The sequence below is a fragment of the Nonomuraea sp. B10E15 genome (assembly GCF_039871615.1).
In the GTDB taxonomy this organism is placed as follows: domain Bacteria; phylum Actinomycetota; class Actinomycetes; order Streptosporangiales; family Streptosporangiaceae; genus Nonomuraea.
Genome location: NZ_JBDPMB010000004.1, coordinates 270,506 through 286,889, shown reverse-complemented (window position 1 = coordinate 286,889; position 16,384 = coordinate 270,506). Strand labels below are relative to the sequence as shown.

At 69.7% G+C, this 16,384-nt stretch carries 14 protein-coding genes; 10 read left to right on the top strand and 4 right to left on the bottom strand.

Annotation, left to right across the window (positions count from 1 at the left end; all coding sequences use genetic code 11):
• Positions 1–127: 127 nt before the first annotated feature.
• Positions 128–1,264: a site-2 protease family protein gene (locus tag ABGB14_RS16940; RefSeq protein ID WP_347644607.1), complete on the top strand. Its 1,137-nt coding sequence runs from the start codon at positions 128–130 to the stop codon at positions 1,262–1,264.
• A gap of 340 nt (positions 1,265–1,604) precedes the next feature.
• Entirely contained in the window at positions 1,605–3,116 is a 1,512-nt protein-coding gene (locus ABGB14_RS16935; protein WP_347644606.1) for an FHA domain-containing protein, read from the top strand.
• A 369-nt stretch (positions 3,117–3,485) separates the two neighbouring features.
• Here the strand turns inward: ABGB14_RS16935 and ABGB14_RS16930 are convergent, their stop codons facing one another.
• Entirely contained in the window at positions 3,486–3,983 is a 498-nt protein-coding gene (locus tag ABGB14_RS16930) for a hypothetical protein (RefSeq protein ID WP_347644605.1), read from the bottom strand.
• Between the two features lie 115 nt (positions 3,984–4,098).
• On the bottom strand, positions 4,099–5,214 hold the full coding sequence (locus ABGB14_RS16925) for a GNAT family protein (RefSeq protein WP_347644604.1): 1,116 nt from the start codon (positions 5,212–5,214) through the stop codon (positions 4,099–4,101).
• A gap of 52 nt (positions 5,215–5,266) precedes the next feature.
• Here ABGB14_RS16925 and ABGB14_RS16920 point away from each other — a divergent pair, with 52 nt between their 5' ends.
• The 5 genes from ABGB14_RS16920 to dop all read left to right on the top strand — a co-directional run bounded on the left by ABGB14_RS16920 (position 5,267) and on the right by dop (position 12,042).
• The gene (locus ABGB14_RS16920) at positions 5,267–6,118 is read left to right on the top strand and encodes a tRNA (adenine-N1)-methyltransferase (RefSeq protein WP_347644603.1); all 852 of its coding nucleotides are present in this window, start codon (positions 5,267–5,269) and stop codon (positions 6,116–6,118) included.
• A gap of 204 nt (positions 6,119–6,322) precedes the next feature.
• The gene (gene arc, locus ABGB14_RS16915; protein ID WP_132514529.1) at positions 6,323–8,086 is read left to right on the top strand and encodes a proteasome ATPase; all 1,764 of its coding nucleotides are present in this window, start codon (positions 6,323–6,325) and stop codon (positions 8,084–8,086) included.
• A 128-nt stretch (positions 8,087–8,214) separates the two neighbouring features.
• Positions 8,215–9,294: a pyridoxal-phosphate dependent enzyme gene (locus tag ABGB14_RS16910; RefSeq protein ID WP_347644602.1), complete on the top strand. Its 1,080-nt coding sequence runs from the start codon at positions 8,215–8,217 to the stop codon at positions 9,292–9,294.
• Positions 9,295–9,361: 67 nt separating this feature from the next.
• Positions 9,362–10,441, top strand: a complete 1,080-nt coding sequence (locus ABGB14_RS16905; RefSeq protein WP_347644601.1) for an acyltransferase — start codon at positions 9,362–9,364, stop codon at positions 10,439–10,441.
• A gap of 86 nt (positions 10,442–10,527) precedes the next feature.
• Positions 10,528–12,042, top strand: coding sequence for a depupylase/deamidase Dop (gene dop, locus ABGB14_RS16900; protein ID WP_347644600.1), 1,515 nt, complete (start codon positions 10,528–10,530; stop codon positions 12,040–12,042).
• Between the two features lie 60 nt (positions 12,043–12,102).
• Here the strand turns inward: dop and ABGB14_RS16895 are convergent, their stop codons facing one another.
• Positions 12,103–12,507, bottom strand: coding sequence for a hypothetical protein (locus ABGB14_RS16895; protein ID WP_347644599.1), 405 nt, complete (start codon positions 12,505–12,507; stop codon positions 12,103–12,105).
• A gap of 147 nt (positions 12,508–12,654) precedes the next feature.
• Here ABGB14_RS16895 and ABGB14_RS16890 point away from each other — a divergent pair, with 147 nt between their 5' ends.
• A complete protein-coding gene (locus ABGB14_RS16890; protein ID WP_347622130.1) occupies positions 12,655–12,864 on the top strand; it encodes a ubiquitin-like protein Pup in 210 nt (69 codons plus the stop codon).
• A 283-nt stretch (positions 12,865–13,147) separates the two neighbouring features.
• Here ABGB14_RS16890 and ABGB14_RS16885 read toward each other — a convergent pair whose 3' ends face one another.
• Positions 13,148–14,248, bottom strand: coding sequence for a DNA polymerase IV (locus tag ABGB14_RS16885; protein ID WP_347644598.1), 1,101 nt, complete (start codon positions 14,246–14,248; stop codon positions 13,148–13,150).
• A gap of 307 nt (positions 14,249–14,555) precedes the next feature.
• On the opposite strand from ABGB14_RS16885, the gene prcB reads away from it, so the two are divergent.
• Both prcB and prcA read left to right on the top strand, forming a co-directional pair.
• The gene (gene prcB, locus ABGB14_RS16880) at positions 14,556–15,302 is read left to right on the top strand and encodes a proteasome subunit beta (RefSeq protein ID WP_347622128.1); all 747 of its coding nucleotides are present in this window, start codon (positions 14,556–14,558) and stop codon (positions 15,300–15,302) included.
• A gap of 21 nt (positions 15,303–15,323) precedes the next feature.
• The gene (prcA, locus tag ABGB14_RS16875) at positions 15,324–16,112 is read left to right on the top strand and encodes a proteasome subunit alpha (RefSeq protein WP_347644787.1); all 789 of its coding nucleotides are present in this window, start codon (positions 15,324–15,326) and stop codon (positions 16,110–16,112) included.
• Positions 16,113–16,384 lie beyond the last annotated feature (272 nt).

The window sequence follows — 16,384 nt, the reverse complement described above, 5'->3', positions numbered from 1 at the left end:
ATCCGGCGCGTAGCATCAAGGCAGCAACAGCACGTGCCGACGGGAAATCCGCGACACGGACCGTCGCCCGGCCCTCCGGCCGGGCGCGGCGACGGATGCCCCGGCGGCGAGGATGTCAAGGAGTGCGGTGAGCGAGCAGAGCCCGCGACAGGAGTTCTCCGGCCTTCGGATGGGAAAGCCGTTCGGCATTCCGGTTTACGTCTCGTGGACATGGTTCATCGTGGCGGCCTTCATCACCATGCTCGTCGGGCCGAGAATGCAGATCATGCTGCCCGAGCTGAACAGCACGGCCGCGTACGCCGTCGCGTTCGTGTTCGCGGTGCTGCTGTACGTCTCGGTGCTGCTGCACGAGCTCGCGCACAGCGTGCTGGCCAAGGCCTACGGCCTGCCGGTGCGGCGGATCACCCTCTACTTCCTCGGCGGCGTGTCGGAGATCGAGAAGGAGCCGCCGACGCCGGGCAAGGAGTTCCTGGTGGCCGCCGCGGGCCCCGCGCTCTCGCTCGGCCTGGGCGGGCTCGGGCTGGCCGCCGACATCTACGTGATCAACGACGGCGGCATCCCCGAGGCGCTCGTCTGGCAGCTGTGGGTGGCCAACCTCATCGTCGGCGTGTTCAACCTGCTGCCCGGGCTGCCCCTCGACGGCGGCAGGATGTTGCGCGCCGGCGTCTGGAAGCTCACCAAGAACCCCGGCTCCGGCACCATCGTCGCCGCGTGGGGCGGCCGGGTGCTGGCCGTGCTCCTCGTCGTCGTGCCGGTCGCGACGGCGCTGTCCGACGGGCGCGAGCTCGATCTCACCGACCTGCTGTGGCCGATCGTGCTGGCCATGTTCATCTGGCTCGGCGCCAGCCAGTCGCTGCGCGTGGCCAAGATCCGGGCCAGGATCCCGCAGGTCAACGCCCGCACCCTCGCGCGAAGGGCCGTTCCCGTGGTCGCCGAGACGCCGCTGGCCGAGGCGCTGCGGCAGGCGGGCGAACGCCGGGCGGGGGCCATCGTCGTGGTCGACCACGACGGCAAACCCGTCGCCATCGTCAGCGAGGCCGCCGTCCAGGCCACGCCCGAGCACCGCCGCCCCTGGGTGAACGTCGCCTCCCTCGCCAAGTCGCTCGAGCCCGACATGGTGCTGGCCGCCGACCTGGAGGGTGAGCCCCTCATCGACGCCATGCGCGAGGCGCCGGGCAGCGAATATCTGCTCGTGGAGCACGGCGGCGAGATCTACGGCGTGCTGGCCACGGCCGACGTGAACCGGGTCTTCTCCGGCGTCTGATTTGTCCCACTCGTTTAAGCGGCAGCCCCCGGCTAGGGTCGTGTCCAGCAGTTTCGGGGTGGGCCGGAGCCGACTCTGGCGATTTCTGCGATGTGACGACTGGCCGATAGTGTGCTGGTTGGCCAGACTTGCACAGTTGAGGGGTTTGCCGCGGTCGACCGGTTCACCGAATCGAGACGAGGTGGCCGCGACGTGGCCTCGTCGTCGGGGTACGTATGGCTGGTGACCAGCACGGCAGTGCGGGTGCCGTAACACCGCCGGCTTCCGGGGAGGAGAGTTGAGTGACCGAGCGCAGCGAGGGCACCAATGAGCGCAGCACGGTCGGCATGAGGGAGGACTCATGACCGGCCAAGGCTTCGGAGTGGTGCGTCCGCTTCCTGGAAATGGGCTGGTCGCCTACGAGGGCGGGCTGCTGCTCGTGTGCGACGCCGGCGAGTCCGCGGCCGACGACCTGCTCGAGGCGCTGCGCGCGACGGCGTCGTCCGGCGGGGACGGCCGGGCGCTGGCCCGGCGCGCCGCCCAGGTGCTCGCGGCCAACATGGCCGGCGACCCGGCCACCTGCGCGGTGGCGGGCTCCGTCGGCGACGGCGTGGCGGTCCTGGTCAGCGGCTCCGCGGCGGCCACCATCGCCACCCCGGCAGGCGAGACGCGGCTGGCCGGGAGCGACTCCCTGACGTGGGCCGACCGGCTCGTCACCGGCACCGTCGAGCGCGTCGAGCTGAGCCTGCCCGGCGCCGGCAGCCCGCACCCCGCGGTCCGGTTCGACGGCGGCGTCGTGCACGGCGGCGGTCTGGTGGGCGACTTCTCCGAGCAGCCCTCGGCACCCGCCGTGTCCAGGCCGCTCACCAGCGAGATGCCCGCCACCGGCCTCCATGTCGAGCCCGACCTCATCCAGCCGCCCCCGCAGCAGCCCGTCGAGCGCCCTCCCTACCCGCTGGCCGACCAGCCGCCGGCCGCCTCCGGCCCGCAGCCGGGCCCCCACTCGGGTCCGCAGCCGGTCGAGCAGCCGTCCTACCTGACGCCCCCTGACCAGCCCTCCTACGGCCCGCCGCAGGACCAGCCCCCTTACGGGCCGCCCCCGGAGCAACATCCCCCTTACGGCCCGCCGCAGGACCAGCCCCCCTACGGCCCGCCCCACGAGCAGCAGTCACCCTACGGCCCGCCGCAGGAGCAGCCGCCGCCCCTGCCCGAGCCGCAGCAGCAGTTCCCCTCCTTCGACGAGCCCGCGCACTCGGGCAACGGCGAGCAGCAGGCCCAGCAGCACATGGGGCCGCCCGACCACTATGACCAGCCCGGTCCGGCCGGGCCCGGCCCGCAGGAGCACTACGACCAGCCCGGCCCGCCCCAGCAGCAGGATCAGCAGGCCGACCACGGCGACCGGCCGCTGGTCTACGGGGTCGACTGCAAGAACGACCACTTCAACGACCCCCGCGTGCCCTACTGCGCCGTCTGCGGCATCGCCCTGGTCCAGCGCACCCTCGTCCCCTACAAAGGGCCGCGTCCCCCGCTCGGGGTCCTCGTCCTCGACGACGGCACGGCGCTGCCCCTGGAGGCCGACTACCTCCTCGGCCGTGACCCTGAGCGCGCGCCCGAGGTGGCCGGCGGCAGCGCGAGGCCGGCCAAGGTGACCAGCCCCGACGGCTCGGTCTCGCGCCGCCACCTGCGCGTGGCGCTGGACGGCTGGGACGTCAACCTGGTGGATCTCGGTTCGGTCAACGGCACGCAGATCCAGCCGCCCGGCGACCCCAACTTCTACGACATCCCGCCCAACGAGCCGGTCACCATCGCCCCGGGCACGACCGTCCGGGTGGGCGTGTCCCGCACGCTCCGCTTCGAGGCCCACAGGGGCTGACACCGCGCCGCCTGACGCTCGCGCCCTCGCCGGGGCGCGAGCGTTCTCGCACAAGGGCCGTACGCCATCCGGAGGGCGGCCTTCGGCGCGAAACGACACCACGTGTGGCTTGCCCCGAACGGGCGGAATCCGGGGTGCGGACGACGGGATCGGCGGCCACGCCGGGGATCCCGGCCGCGGAGCACACAATTCAGAGAGCCATATCCCGAGAAATCGTCAGTCTGGATAAGAGCCGCGAAATAGGCGAAGGATCTTCATGAGTGACGGGCCGGAGAACCCGCCGGGGCAGGTTTTCCCGCCTCATTCGGGCCCGCTACAGGTCGTCCGCAACCCCGGATTCCGACCGCGCGAAAGCGGGCCCACCCCTCGCTAGACGGGACGGAAGGACCGCACTCCGCGCAACATGCGCACCGCGGCCTCCAGGCCCCCGGCGGCCTCCAGCGCCCGCCCCGCCGCCGCGGCGAACCGGCTCACCAGGTGCTCGTCACCGTCGCTGAACCCGCGCCCCGCCACCCACAGGTGCGTGGAGTCCCGCGTCGCCATCGGCACGGGCATGGACAGGAAACCCGGCTCGCCCACCGACACGTCGCGCGCCAGCCGTACCGTCGCCTGCGACGCCACGAGCTCCTTCATCACCCCCGACTCCGCCAGCCACCGCCGCACGCTCAGCGGATCGCCTGGCGGCGTGTGCACGTGGATCGAGCACGCGTGCCGGCGCAGCACGTCCACCCGGACGAATCCGGCGTTCCCGGTGCTCGCGACGGCCGCGGCGGTACGTGCGAGCCGGTCGATCAGGTTCACCGCCTCCAGGCAGGAGAACACGGCGATGAGCTCGCGCATGGCGACGTCGGCACGGTCGTATGGCATCGCGGCGCCCCTCGGGGGGAGAGGGTGAGATCGCGTACCCCGATCGCGCGACCTTACGTGCGGGTGCCCCGACTATCGTCCTGGACGGCGCCCTTGACCAGACCTCAACAGGAAATCAGGATTTCCGGCCCGCGGGCTCGTCCTGCCGCAGGCGCGCCCACGCCACGTCGTCGGCCCAGGTGCCGTCCGGCTGCGGGAACAGCTCACGGTGCACGCCCTCCCGGCTGAACCCCGCCCGCTCCAGCACCGCCTGCGAGGCCGTGTTGCCCGCCTCGGTACCCGCCACGATCCGGTGCAGGGGCGTGCCGGCGAACGCCCAGTCGACCAGCAGCCGCACCGCCCGCGTCATGAGCCCCTTGCCCCGGTGCGGCGGCACCAGCGAGTAGCCGATCATCGCCTGCCCGAGCGCCGGGACCACCTGCGTCAGCTGCAGGTGCCCCGCGAACGCCCGCGAGGCCGCGTCCCTGACCGCCAGCTCGACGCGCTGCCCCGACGCCCACCAGTAGCCGGTGTAGCGGCAGCGCCGCTCGTTGTCCTCCAGCGTGGCCGGCGGCCCCACGGAGTAGACCGCCACGCTCGGCTCGGCCATCATCCGGTGGAAGTCCTTGGCGTCCTCGGCGGCCAGCGGCTCCAGCGCCACGACTCCGTCGGTCAGCTCCCCGCCCTCGAAGAACGGAAGGTACGGCTCCGCCACAGCCACGGCGTCGCCAGCCAGCCGGCCGAACGTGACGACATCGGCGTACCGGCCGTCGCGCACCTGCTTGGCGTCCCGCCTGCGCCCCTCCTCGCGGAAACCCGCTTTGTACGCCACGCGCAGGCTCGCCACGTTCTCCACCTCGGCCTGCAGCTCGACCCGGCGCACCCCGTGGTCGAAGAGCCAGTCGGTGACCGCCCTGGCCGCCGTGGCCGCGACGTTCTTGCCCCGGGCCCACGGGGCCACCAGGTAGCCGATCTCGGTCACGCCCCAGCGGTCCGGCGGCCCGACGCCGATGGAGCCGGCGTAGCGGCCGTTCTCGGTGATCGAGAACTCCGCACCGCCGTCCCGCCACCTGGCCGCGGACCTGCCGAGGTAGTCGAGCGCGTCGCCGGCCCCGTACGGCGACGGCAGGAGCGGCAGGAATCTGGCTGACACCGGGTCGTCGCAGGTCGTGACGATCGCTTCGGCGTCGGACTCCACGGGTGGCCGCAGGATGAGGGAGCCGGTGGAGATCACGTCGTGCGGGAGCATCATCCATACTTATCGTGCGTCCTGACCCGCTCGAAAGCCCTATAACCTTGCCGCCATGGGTTTCCGCAGGCATGGGCCTTTCCAGGCGGGGGATCAGGTGCAGCTCACCGACCCCAAGAACAAGCGCCACACGATCACGCTCAAGGAGGACGGCGTCTTCCACACCCACAAGGGCGCCATCCCGCACAGTGATCTGATCGGGCAGCCTGAAGGCTCCGTCGTGCGTTCCTCGGGCGGCACCGCCTACCTCGCCTTCCGCCACCTGCTGCAGGACTACACGCTGGCCATGCCGCGTGGCGCGGCCGTCATCTACCCGAAAGACGCCTCCATGATCGTCGGCATGGCCGACATCTTCCCCGGCGCCCGGGTCATCGAGGCGGGTGTCGGCTCCGGCGCGCTGACCTGCTTCCTGCTGCGCGCGGTCGGCCCGGAGGGGCACGTCACGTCCTACGAGCGGCGCCAGGAGTTCGCCGACGTGGCGCGCAAGAACGTGGAGAAGTTCTACGGCGGTCCCATGGAGGGCAACTGGCGCCTGGTCACCGGCGACCTGGTGTCGTCGATCGACGAGGTCGACGTCGACCGCGTCATCCTCGACATGCTCGCTCCCTGGGAGTGCGTCGACGCGGTCGCCAAGGCGCTGACGCCTGGGGGTGTGATCTGCTGTTACGTGGCCACGACGACCCAGCTGTCCAAGACGGTCGAGGTCATTCGCGATCATGGGTGTTTCACGGAGCCGCATGCGTGGGAGACCCTGGTTCGCGACTGGCACGTCGAAGGACTCGCGGTGAGACCGGATCATCGGATGATCGGCCACACCGGGTTCCTCGTCACCGCCCGCCGCATGGCCGACGGCGTGACTCCGCCGCCGCGCCGTCGACGACCGAAGGGGACGACCGAAGAACTATGACAATTTGGCCACGAGGGTGCGTTGGTGCGTGACACGGGAACAGATGACCGTGTTCATATGCTGGGAGTATTAAACGCACTATTGGGGATTAATCGCCGAATACTGATTGTCACACGACGAACACTGCCCGGCCAGGTTACGGAGGGGCCCGAGATAGGTAAGGTCCTTAGTAGTCGCCCTCGACTGGGAAGGAGGTGACGGGGCGTGGCAGCTCGCGATGATGCTGAGGCTCGAGCCGCGCAGCGCGAACGGGAGGTCGCTGATCTTTCAACACAGGTCTCCTTCCTCCAGGAGGAGATCACCGCGCTGAGGCGGAAGCTGGCCGAGTCACCCCGTCAGGCCAGGGTCCTCGAAGAGCGTCTCCATGAGGCACAGGCCAATCTGGCGGCCGTGACCGGCCAGAACGAACGCCTGGTGGCCACACTCAAGGAGGCCAGGGACCAGATCGTCGCCCTCAAGGAGGAGGTCGACCGGCTGGCGCAGCCGCCATCCGGCTTCGGCACCTTCCTGGAGGCCCGAGAAGACGGCACGATCGAGGTGTTCACCGGAGGTCGCAAGCTCCGGGTGAACGTCAGCCCCGCCGTCGACGTCGCTTCGCTGCGGCGTGGCCAGGAGGTCATGCTCAACGAGGCGCTCAACGTGGTCGAAGCCCTCGGCTACGAAGAGGTCGGCGAGATCGTGATGCTCAAAGAACTGCTCGACGAGGGAAAGCGGGCCCTGGTCATCTCGCACGCCGACGAAGAGCGCGTCGTGCGACTGGCCGAGTCGCTGGTCGGCCAGCCCATCAGGGCGGGCGACTCGCTCCTGCTCGAACCTCGCTCCGGCTACGTCTACGAGCGCATACCCAAGTCCGAAGTCGAAGAGCTCGTGCTCGAAGAGGTCCCCGACATCTCCTACGAGGAGATCGGCGGTCTCATGCGGCAGATCGAGCAGATCAGGGACGCGATCGAGCTGCCCTACCTGCACGCCGACCTGTTCCGCGAGCACAAACTCCGTCCCCCGAAGGGCGTGCTGCTGTACGGCCCGCCCGGTTGCGGCAAGACGCTCATCGCCAAGGCCGTCGCCAACTCCCTGGCCAAGCAGGTCGCGGAGAAGACCGGCCAGTCCGGCAAGAGCTTCTTCCTCAACATCAAGGGCCCGGAGCTGCTCAACAAGTACGTCGGTGAGACCGAGCGGCACATCCGCCTCGTCTTCCAGCGAGCCCGCGAGAAGGCCTCAGAGGGCACCCCGGTGATCGTGTTCTTCGACGAGATGGACTCGATCTTCCGCACCCGAGGCTCGGGCGTGTCCTCCGACGTCGAGAACACCATCGTCCCTCAGCTGCTGTCGGAGATCGACGGCGTCGAGGGGCTCGAGAACGTCATCGTCATCGGCGCCTCCAACCGCGAGGACATGATCGACCCGGCGATCCTGCGGCCCGGCCGCCTGGACGTCAAGATCAAGATCGAGCGGCCGGACGCCGAGGCGGCCAAGGACATCTTCTCGAAATACCTCATCTCTGACCTGCCTCTGCATCCCGACGACCTGACGGAGCACTCCGGCTCCCGTGAGGCCACCATCCAGGGCATGATCCAGAGCGTCGTCGAGCGCATGTACACCGAGAGCGAGGAGAACCGCTTCCTCGAGGTGACCTACGCCAACGGCGACAAGGAGGTCCTCTACTTCAAGGACTTCAACTCCGGCGCGATGATCCAGAACATCGTCGACCGGGGCAAGAAGATGGCCATCAAGCAGTTCCTCGAATCCGGCCAGAAGGGCCTGCGGGTGCAGCACCTGCTCACGGCCTGCGTGGACGAGTTCTCCGAGAACGAAGACCTGCCCAACACCACCAACCCCGACGACTGGGCCCGCATCTCCGGCAAGAAGGGCGAGCGGATCGTCTACATCCGCACGCTCGTCTCCGGCAAGCAGGGCACCGAAGCCGGCCGGTCCATCGACACCGTCGCCAACACCGGCCAGTACCTGTAACACCCCTTGATCGGGAGGGCCGCGCGGGAGACCGCGCGGCCCTCCCGCGTCTGCGGACCCGGTCGCCGGCCGCATCGGTGGCGGGTCGCCCGCCGGGGAAGGCGCCGGCCGCGCCTAGCATGGCGATCATGGAGTACCTGAACCCCGGTCGCGGCCCGTACACCGCGCAGGACCGCGAGCTCATCGGAGTCGAGCACGCCCGCCAGGCCCGCGCCCGCTTCGCCGGGCACCGCGGCTACCGGCCCACGCCCGTCCACACCCTGCGCGCATTCGCGGGTACGTACGCCGTGCACATCAAGGACGAGAGCCTGCGCATGGGTCTGGGCAGCTTCAAGGCGCTCGGCGGCGCCTACGCCGTGCGCCTGATGGCCGAACGCGAGCCAGGAGGCCCGCCCTTCGTGTGCGCCAGCGCCGGCAACCACGGCATCTCCGTCGCCGCAGGAGCCGCGGAGGCAGGCGTGCCGTGCGTGGTCTACCTGAGCGAGGACGTGCCCCAGGCGTTCGAGCGGCGGCTGCGCGCCCTCGGCGCGGAGGTGCGGCGCAGCGGCCGGCATTACGACGACAGCATGGCCGCGGCGCTCCGCACGGCCGAGGAGCAGGGGTGGCGGCTGGTCTCCGACAGTTCGTGGGAGGGCTACACCGCCGTCCCGCTCGACGTCATGCGCGGCTACACGGTCCTGTTCGACGAACTGTCCGGCCTCGGCGAGCTCTCTTCCGCGGCTGAGCCCGCCGGAGACGGCCCGGACGAGGGCCCCGGCGCGCCCACGCACGTGTTCGTGCAGGCCGGGGTAGGCGGGCTGGCCGCGGCGGCGGCCGGATACGTACGGGACCGCTGGGGCGAGCAGCCCAAAGTGATCGTCGTCGAGCCCGAGGGCGCGCCCTGCCTGCTCGAAAGCGCCCGCGCCGGCACGTCCGTCCGGATCAGAGGCGGACATACCACGCTCGGCCGGCTCGACTGCCTCGAACCCTCCCTTATCGCCCATCGTCTCCTGTCCCACCTCGCCGACCTCTACATGACGATCACCGACGAGGAGGCGGACGCCGCGGTCCGGCTCCTGTCCGGGCACGGCGTGGCCCTGTCGCCGTGCGGAGCCGCCGGAGCCGCCGGGCTGCTCGAACTGAGCGGCGACTCCCGGCGTGCGCTCGGCGTCGACGAGCGCTCACGCGTGTTGCTCGTGGGAACAGAGGGACCGGTGGAACCAAAATGATCGACATCTACGTCAAAGGGGCGTGCATTCACCCAACCGGCCGAAGCATGTCCGGGGGGACGGCCGGTTGGCCGAGCTCGACCTCCTGCGATTCATCGCCGCCCTCGCCGTCGTCGCCTTCCACTATCTGGTCGCGTACGCCTCCGTCTGGGGGGACAGGCCCGCCGAGCTGTTCCCGGCGCTGGCGCCCATCGCGGGGTTAGGCATCCTCGGCGTGGAGCTGTTCTTCATCATCAGCGGGTTCGTCATCCTGATGACCGTCTGGGGCCGAGGGCTCGGCGGCTTCGCCCGGTCCCGGTTCGTGCGTCTCTATCCCGCGTACTGGCTCAGCCTCGGCGCGGTCGCCGCCCTCTACGCGATCACCGGCGCCAAGGCGCTCAACCCAAAACTTTCACCAGGCGAATACCTGGTGAACGCCACCATGCTCCAGCGGCTGTTCAAGGTCACCGACGCCAGCGGCGTCTACTGGTCGCTCTGGGCGGAGCTCCGCTTCTACCTGCTGATGGCCGTCCTCGTGATCATCGGCGTGACGTACCGGCGCGTGCTGGTCTTCGCGGGCGTCTGGCTGGTCGCCGCGCTCGGCGCGGAACTGCTCGGCAACGACCTGCTCGACGAGATCGTCATGCCGCGGTACGCCCCCTATTTCGTGGCCGGCATGTCCCTGTACCTCATCCACAAGCACGGCAGCGCCTGGCTGCCCTGGTTGTACGTGGCCGGCGGGTACGGCCTGTCGATCAACGCCGCGCTCGGCCGTGTGCACAGCCGGGTCGAGGCCGCGGGCTTCAAGAACATGCCCGTCACCGACGTCAGCGTCATCATCACCATCACCCTGATCTTCACCCTGATGGCCCTGGTCGCCCTCGGCCTGCTCAGGCTGAAGTCGTCGAGGACGCTCACCGCGCTCGGTGGGGTCACGTACCCGCTTTACCTGTTCCATGGCGTGGTCGCGGTGGCCCTCATCCCCGTGCTCGTCGAGGACCTGCCCCCTTGGGCGGTCGCCGTCACCGCGACGCTGGTCGCGATTCTGCTGTCCTATCTTGTCCATGCCTTTGCGGAACGTCCTATCCAGCGACTTCTCAAGCCGCGCAGGGCACCGCAAAGCACGTCAGCTCCTGCCGTACAGGTTGAAAAGACGTCGGTGCCATAACCTTGTGGCCTTGGGGCACTGTGAAGGGCATAGGCTCGGGCATATAAACGGCGGATAGACAGACCCGGACGAACAGAGGGTGTTGCATGACGGTGCGTCGGGTGATGGGCATTGAGACCGAGTACGGCATCTCCGTACCTGGTCAGCCAGGCGCCAACGCGATGGTGACCTCCTCGCAGGTCGTGAACGCCTACCTGGCCGCCTCGGCGGCCCGCGCGCGCAGGGCACGGTGGGATTTCGAGGAGGAGAACCCGCTGCGCGACGCGCGCGGGTTCGACCTTGCCCGGGAGGTGGCCGACCCCACCCAGCTCACCGACGAGGACCTCGGCCTCGCCAACGTCATCCTCACCAACGGCGCCCGGCTCTACGTCGACCACGCCCACCCCGAGTACAGCGCGCCCGAGTGCACCAACCCTCGGGCCGCCGTCATCTGGGACAAAGCGGGCGAGCGAGTCATGTACGACGCGGCAACCCGAGCCTCTGCCATCCCCTCCAACGCCCCCATCCAGCTCTACAAGAACAACACCGACGCCAAAGGCGCCTCCTACGGTTGCCACGAGAACTACCTGATGCGGCGCGCCACCCCCTTCGCCGACATCGTCCGGCACCTCACTCCTTTCTTCGTCTCCCGTCAGGTCGTCGTCGGCGCCGGCAAGGTCGGCATCGGCCAGGACTCCCGCGGCGAAGGGTTCCAGATCAGCCAGCGGGCCGACTTCTTCGAGGTCGAGGTCGGGCTCGAGACCACGCTCAAGCGGCCCATCATCAACACCCGTGACGAACCGCACGCCGACCCCGAGAAATACCGCAGGCTGCACGTCATCATCGGCGACGCCAACATGTCGGAGATCTCGACCTATCTCAAGCTCGGGTCCACCGCACTCGTCCTCGCCATGATCGAGGACGGCTTCCTCACCCGTGACCTCGCCGTCGACAACCCCGTGCAGGCGCTGCGGGCCGTGTCCCACGACCCCGCCTGCCGCTACGAGATCCCCATGCGCGACGGGCGCAAGCTCACCGCCATCCAGCTCCAGATGGAATATCTCGAGCAGGCCCGCAAATACGTCGAGGAACGCGGCACCGCCCACGACGAGATGAACAAGGACATCCTCGACCGCTGGGAGTCCGTGCTCACCCGCCTCGCGGAAGATCCGATGCAGCTCGCCCGCGAGCTCGACTGGGTCGCCAAGCTCGAACTCCTCGAGGGCTATCGCAGCCGTGACGGCCTGGCCTGGTCGCACCCCCGGCTCCAGCTCGTCGACCTGCAATATTCCGACATCCGCCCCGACCGGGGCCTCTACAACCGCCTCGTCGCCCGCGGACGCATGCAGCGCCTGGTCAGCGAGGAAGAGGTCCAGCGTGCCGTCGAACACCCGCCCACCGACACCCGCGCCTACTTCCGCGGCCGTTGCCTGAGCCAGTACAGCGAGGCCGTCGCCGCGGCCTCCTGGGACTCCGTCATCTTCGACATCCCCGGCAGGGAGTCACTGCAGCGCGTGCCGACCCTTGAGCCGCTGCGCGGCACCAAGGCCCATGTCGGAGAGCTCTTCGATCGCTGCCGCACCGCCGCCGACCTGGTGGCCGCGCTCACCGGCGGCGACTGACCACCCGCTGGTGGCCGCGTCCACGGCGGCGGCCGACCACAGGCCGCGCGCGGCCCCGCCTCACAACAGGCTCACGCCGAGCGTCAGCGTGCCCGCCGCCAGGCTCACGCCGCCCGCCACGGTGAGCCAGATCAGCCTGCTCGGCTTGGTGTCGCTCGGGCGCGCCACCGACAGGAAGAACCCCAGCGGCATCAGGATCGGCGCGGCCACGATCAGCGTGCGCACCACGGCCTTGGCGCCTTCCGGCAGGCTCGCCTGATCCACGTACACCATCGCCACCAGGGCGAAGAGCACCAGCACGCCCGCGTGGGCGTGACCCGCCCGCCACAGGCCGCGGCGCACCGGATTGTCGAGGTATCCTGGAACGTTCCGCATCAGGAACGACAACAACGAGACACCGCCGAAGGCGACCAGGGGAACTGTGATGAGGAGCACACCGGCAGTGCTCAGGGACGAAGGGGACATCGCAACCTCCTGTGCGTACAGGGGTCCCATTATTGGATAGCTCTACTATCTGGTCAACCCCGCAAGATCGCTGGGCGATGGGCGCGAAATGTCGCCCGGTTCGGGGAAGATATGCAGGAGAGGCAGTCCCCCAGACGGAGGTAGGACATGGCAACCAAGGACACCGGCGGCCAGAAGCAGACCGGTCGGCGCGAGTCCGAAGTCGAGGAGACCGAGGCCTCGGCGGCGCCGGACGTTCAGGAGCGGCAGGAGAAGCTCACGGACGATGTCGACTCGATTCTGGATGAGATAGACGAAGTTCTCGAAGAGAACGCAGAGGAGTTCGTGCGCAGCTATGTCCAAAAGGGCGGAGAGTAGGGCAAACATCAACTAAAGGGATGATTCGGGTGGGAACGCCGGGCCGACTGACCTGCCCGGACCGCGGTGAGGCCACGGCCGTCACCCGGTCCGGGCCCATCTGGCGCAGGCCCGATGGGCGAGCGTGCGTCGGCGGGATCCTCCTCCGGAACCATCCGTTCGCCTGCCGTTACGGCACCACCAGGACGACGTCGCGCGCATGCTCGCCCACGAGGGCGGGCTCAGCGCGCTTTTTTCTGCGGGGCATGGGGAACCGGCGAAGGGCCGGGTTCCAGGCTGTTCTCTAGTCCAGGTGGTCGAGGGTGGGTTGGTCGTCGGGTACGGCATGGTCGGGCGTGTGGTCGGGCATGGCATAGTCGACCGCGACGCCGAGGAGGCGGACGGGGCGGTCGAGATCGAAGCGGCCGAGGACGGTGAGGGCCGTCCGGGTGATGGCCCCCGGGTCGGCCGTGGCGGCGGGGAGCTTGGCCTGGCGGGTGCGGGTGAGGAAGGGCGTGTAGCGCACCTTGACGGTGACGCGGGTCGCCTGGCGGCCGGCGTCGATGGTGTCCTGGGCCACGCGCCCGGCGAGTGCCGTGACGTGGTGGGCGATGCCGCCCCTGTCGGTGAGATCGTGTTCGAAGGTCGTTTCGCGGCTGTGGCCTCGGGCGATCCAGGGTGTGGTGACGACCTCGGCCTCGCCCTTGCCGAGGGCGAGATAGCGATACCACGGGCCGTTGGTCGGCCCGAAACGGCGGGCGAGATCGGCGGGGTCGGCGGCGGCGAGCTGGGCGACGGTGTGCAGGCCGTGGGCGGCGAGCTTCCTGGCGGTCTTGGCGCCGATGCCCCAGAGCGCGTCGGTGGAGCGGTGGTTCATGGTCTCGGCCCAGTTGTCGCCGGTGAGCCGGTGCACGCCCGCCGGCTTGGCGAAGGCCGAGGCGAGCTTGGCCTGGTGTTTGTTGTCGCCGATGCCGACGGAGCAGGTCAGCCGGGTGCGGGCGCGTACGGCCTGCTGGAGGCCGGCGGCGAGTGCTTCGGGGTCGTCGGTGGTGGCGCCGACGAAGGCCTCGTCCCAGCCCCAGATCTCCACGCGCACGGGGAACTCCCGGAGGACGGCCATGACCTCTCGCGAGGCGGCCTCGTAGGCGGGCGGGTCGCTGGGCAGGAAGATCGCTTCCGGGCATCGTTTGTACGCCGTGCGCAGCGGCATGCCGGAACGGATGCCGTGGGCGCGGGCTTCGTAGGTCGCGGTGGCGGCCACGGTGCGGGGGCGCGTGGGATCGCCTGTGCCGCCCACGACCACGGGCCTGCCGCGGAGCTCAGGATGGCGGAGCAGCTCGACCGCGGCGACGAACTGATCGAGGTCGACGTGCAGGATCCAGTCCCGGGTGGACCTGGTGGCCATGGTGTCCAGTATGGCCGGTGGGTTCGTGACGGGCCCAGCACGGGGGAGCGCTGTCCACGGGCGTGGTGTCTGGTTCGGGGTTTCAAGGGGTGCGCCGGTGAAGCCCGCGCACAATGGTTCGCCGTGAGCTGATCGTGGGAAGTGCAGACAGCAACCCAACATGAGTAGGGTCGCCCTAGGAACACTGACGTTTGGAGGGAGTCGCGTGGCATCGCACAGGGATCTGCCCGTCGGCTTGGTGAACCATCTTTTCCGGAACACGGGAAATTCGTCGTTCTCGGAGTTTGTCAGTTCATATGCGCCCGAGTTGCTGCCACAGCGGGATGAGGTTCTGGCCACCCCGATCGGCGATCAGGTCCCGCACGCGACCACGATCGTGGCCGCCACCTTCGCCGGCGGAGTGATCATGGCCGGCGACCGGCGGGCGACGTCGGGCAACATCATCTCCCAGCGCGACGTGGAGAAGGTGTTCCGCGCCGACGACTACTCGTGCATGGGCATCGCCGGCACGGCCAGCACGGGCCTCGAGTTCGCCCGCCTCTACCGCGTCGAGCTGGAGCACTACGAGAAGCTCGAGGGCCGCACGATGTCGGTGGCCGGCAAGGCCAACCGGCTGGCGACCATGATCAGGGGCAACCTCGCCATGGCGATGCAGGGGCTGGTGGTGGTGCCGCTGTTCGCCGCCTACGACCCCGACAAGGACGAAGGTCGCATCTTCAGCTACGACGTCGCGGGCGGCCCCTACGAGCGGGAGCGGTTCGACGCGATCGGGTCCGGTTCGATCTTCGCCCGCGGGTCGCTGAAGAAGCTCTACCGCGACGGCGCCTCCTCCGACGACATGGTGATGACCCTCATCCAGGCCCTCTACGACGCGGCCGACGACGACTCGGCCACCGGCGGGCCCGACGTGAGCAGGAAGATCTGGCCGGTCGTCGCGGTGATCGACGCCGACGGTTTCCGCCGGCTGACCGACGAGCAGGTCTCCTCCTACGTGGAGCAGATGCTCGAAGCCCGCCTGATCTCGCCCGACGGCCCCATCGCCCCGCTGCGCTAGAAAGGACCACCGCACGTGTCCATGCCTTTTGGATATGCGTCCCCTGAGCAGATCATGCGGGACAAGGCCGACTACGCGCGCAAGGGCATCGCGCGGGGCCGGTCCGTCGTCGTGCTCCAGTACGTCGACGGCATCCTGTTCGTGGCGCCCAACCCGTCGCGGGCGCTGCACAAGATCAGCGAGATCTACGACCGCATCGGGTTCGCCGCCGTCGGGCGCTACAACGAGTTCGAGGAGCTGCGCCTCGGCGGCATCCGCTACGCCGACATCAACGGCTACACCTACGACCGCTCCGACGTGACCGGACGCGGCCTGGCCAACCTCTACGCCTCCAACCTGGGCCGCATCTTCACCGAGTCGATCAAATCGCTCGAGGTGGAGGTCGTCGTCGCCGAGGTGGGTGAGACCAAGGACGGCGACGCGATCTACCGGCTGACGTTCGACGGGTCCGTCTTCGACGAGCACGGTTTCGCGGCGATGGGCGGCCAGGCCGAGGCGGTGGCGACCCGGCTGAAGGAGCGCTACCGCGAGTCGATGTCGCTGGCCGACGCGCTGGAGGTGGCGCTGACGGCGCTCACCGAGCCGGGCGGCGAGCGGCCGCCGGTGGCGCAGCTGGAGGTGGCGGTGCTCGACCGCAACCGCGAGCACCGCAAGTTCCTCCGGCTGACGGGGGCGCGGCTGGAGCGGCTGCTCGCCCAGACGACCACCCCACCGGCCTCCCAGCCCACGCCTCCCGCCGGCGAGGGCAAGGACACGCCGCCGCCCACGGGCCCGGACGGCGACGTGGACGACGGCTCCTCGCCGCTGTAGACACACTTTTCCGCGGGGGCCTGCCATGGGCGGTCCCCGCAGCCGCAGCCGGGCATCCGGTGGTTTCCTGCGGTCGTGCCGGGCGCCCGTGGCGGTCCCGGCCGCCGCCCGGCGGTCCCGGCCGTCGCCGCCGCGTCGTGGGTCGGGCACCCTCGCCGTCGTACCGGGTGCCCCGTGGTGGTTCCGCCGCTGGTGCCGCGTGCTCGGTGGTGGCGACGTCGCCGTGGCGCCGACGGTCTCACACCGTCGTGCGGGGCGATCCCTCCACCCGC

Coding starts and splice junctions, on each gene's coding strand:
- ABGB14_RS16935 (WP_347644606.1), top strand. CDS start 1,605: ATGACCGGCCAAGGCTTCGGAGTGGTGCGTCCGCTTCCTGGAAATGGG.
- ABGB14_RS16930 (WP_347644605.1), bottom strand. CDS start 3,983: ATGCCATACGACCGTGCCGACGTCGCCATGCGCGAGCTCATCGCCGTG.
- ABGB14_RS16925 (WP_347644604.1), bottom strand. CDS start 5,214: ATGATGCTCCCGCACGACGTGATCTCCACCGGCTCCCTCATCCTGCGG.
- ABGB14_RS16920 (WP_347644603.1), top strand. CDS start 5,267: ATGGGTTTCCGCAGGCATGGGCCTTTCCAGGCGGGGGATCAGGTGCAG.
- ABGB14_RS16910 (WP_347644602.1), top strand. CDS start 8,215: ATGGAGTACCTGAACCCCGGTCGCGGCCCGTACACCGCGCAGGACCGC.
- dop (WP_347644600.1), top strand. CDS start 10,528: ATGACGGTGCGTCGGGTGATGGGCATTGAGACCGAGTACGGCATCTCC.
- ABGB14_RS16895 (WP_347644599.1), bottom strand. CDS start 12,507: ATGTCCCCTTCGTCCCTGAGCACTGCCGGTGTGCTCCTCATCACAGTT.
- ABGB14_RS16890 (WP_347622130.1), top strand. CDS start 12,655: ATGGCAACCAAGGACACCGGCGGCCAGAAGCAGACCGGTCGGCGCGAG.
- ABGB14_RS16885 (WP_347644598.1), bottom strand. CDS start 14,248: ATGGCCACCAGGTCCACCCGGGACTGGATCCTGCACGTCGACCTCGAT.
- prcA (WP_347644787.1), top strand. CDS start 15,324: ATGCCTTTTGGATATGCGTCCCCTGAGCAGATCATGCGGGACAAGGCC.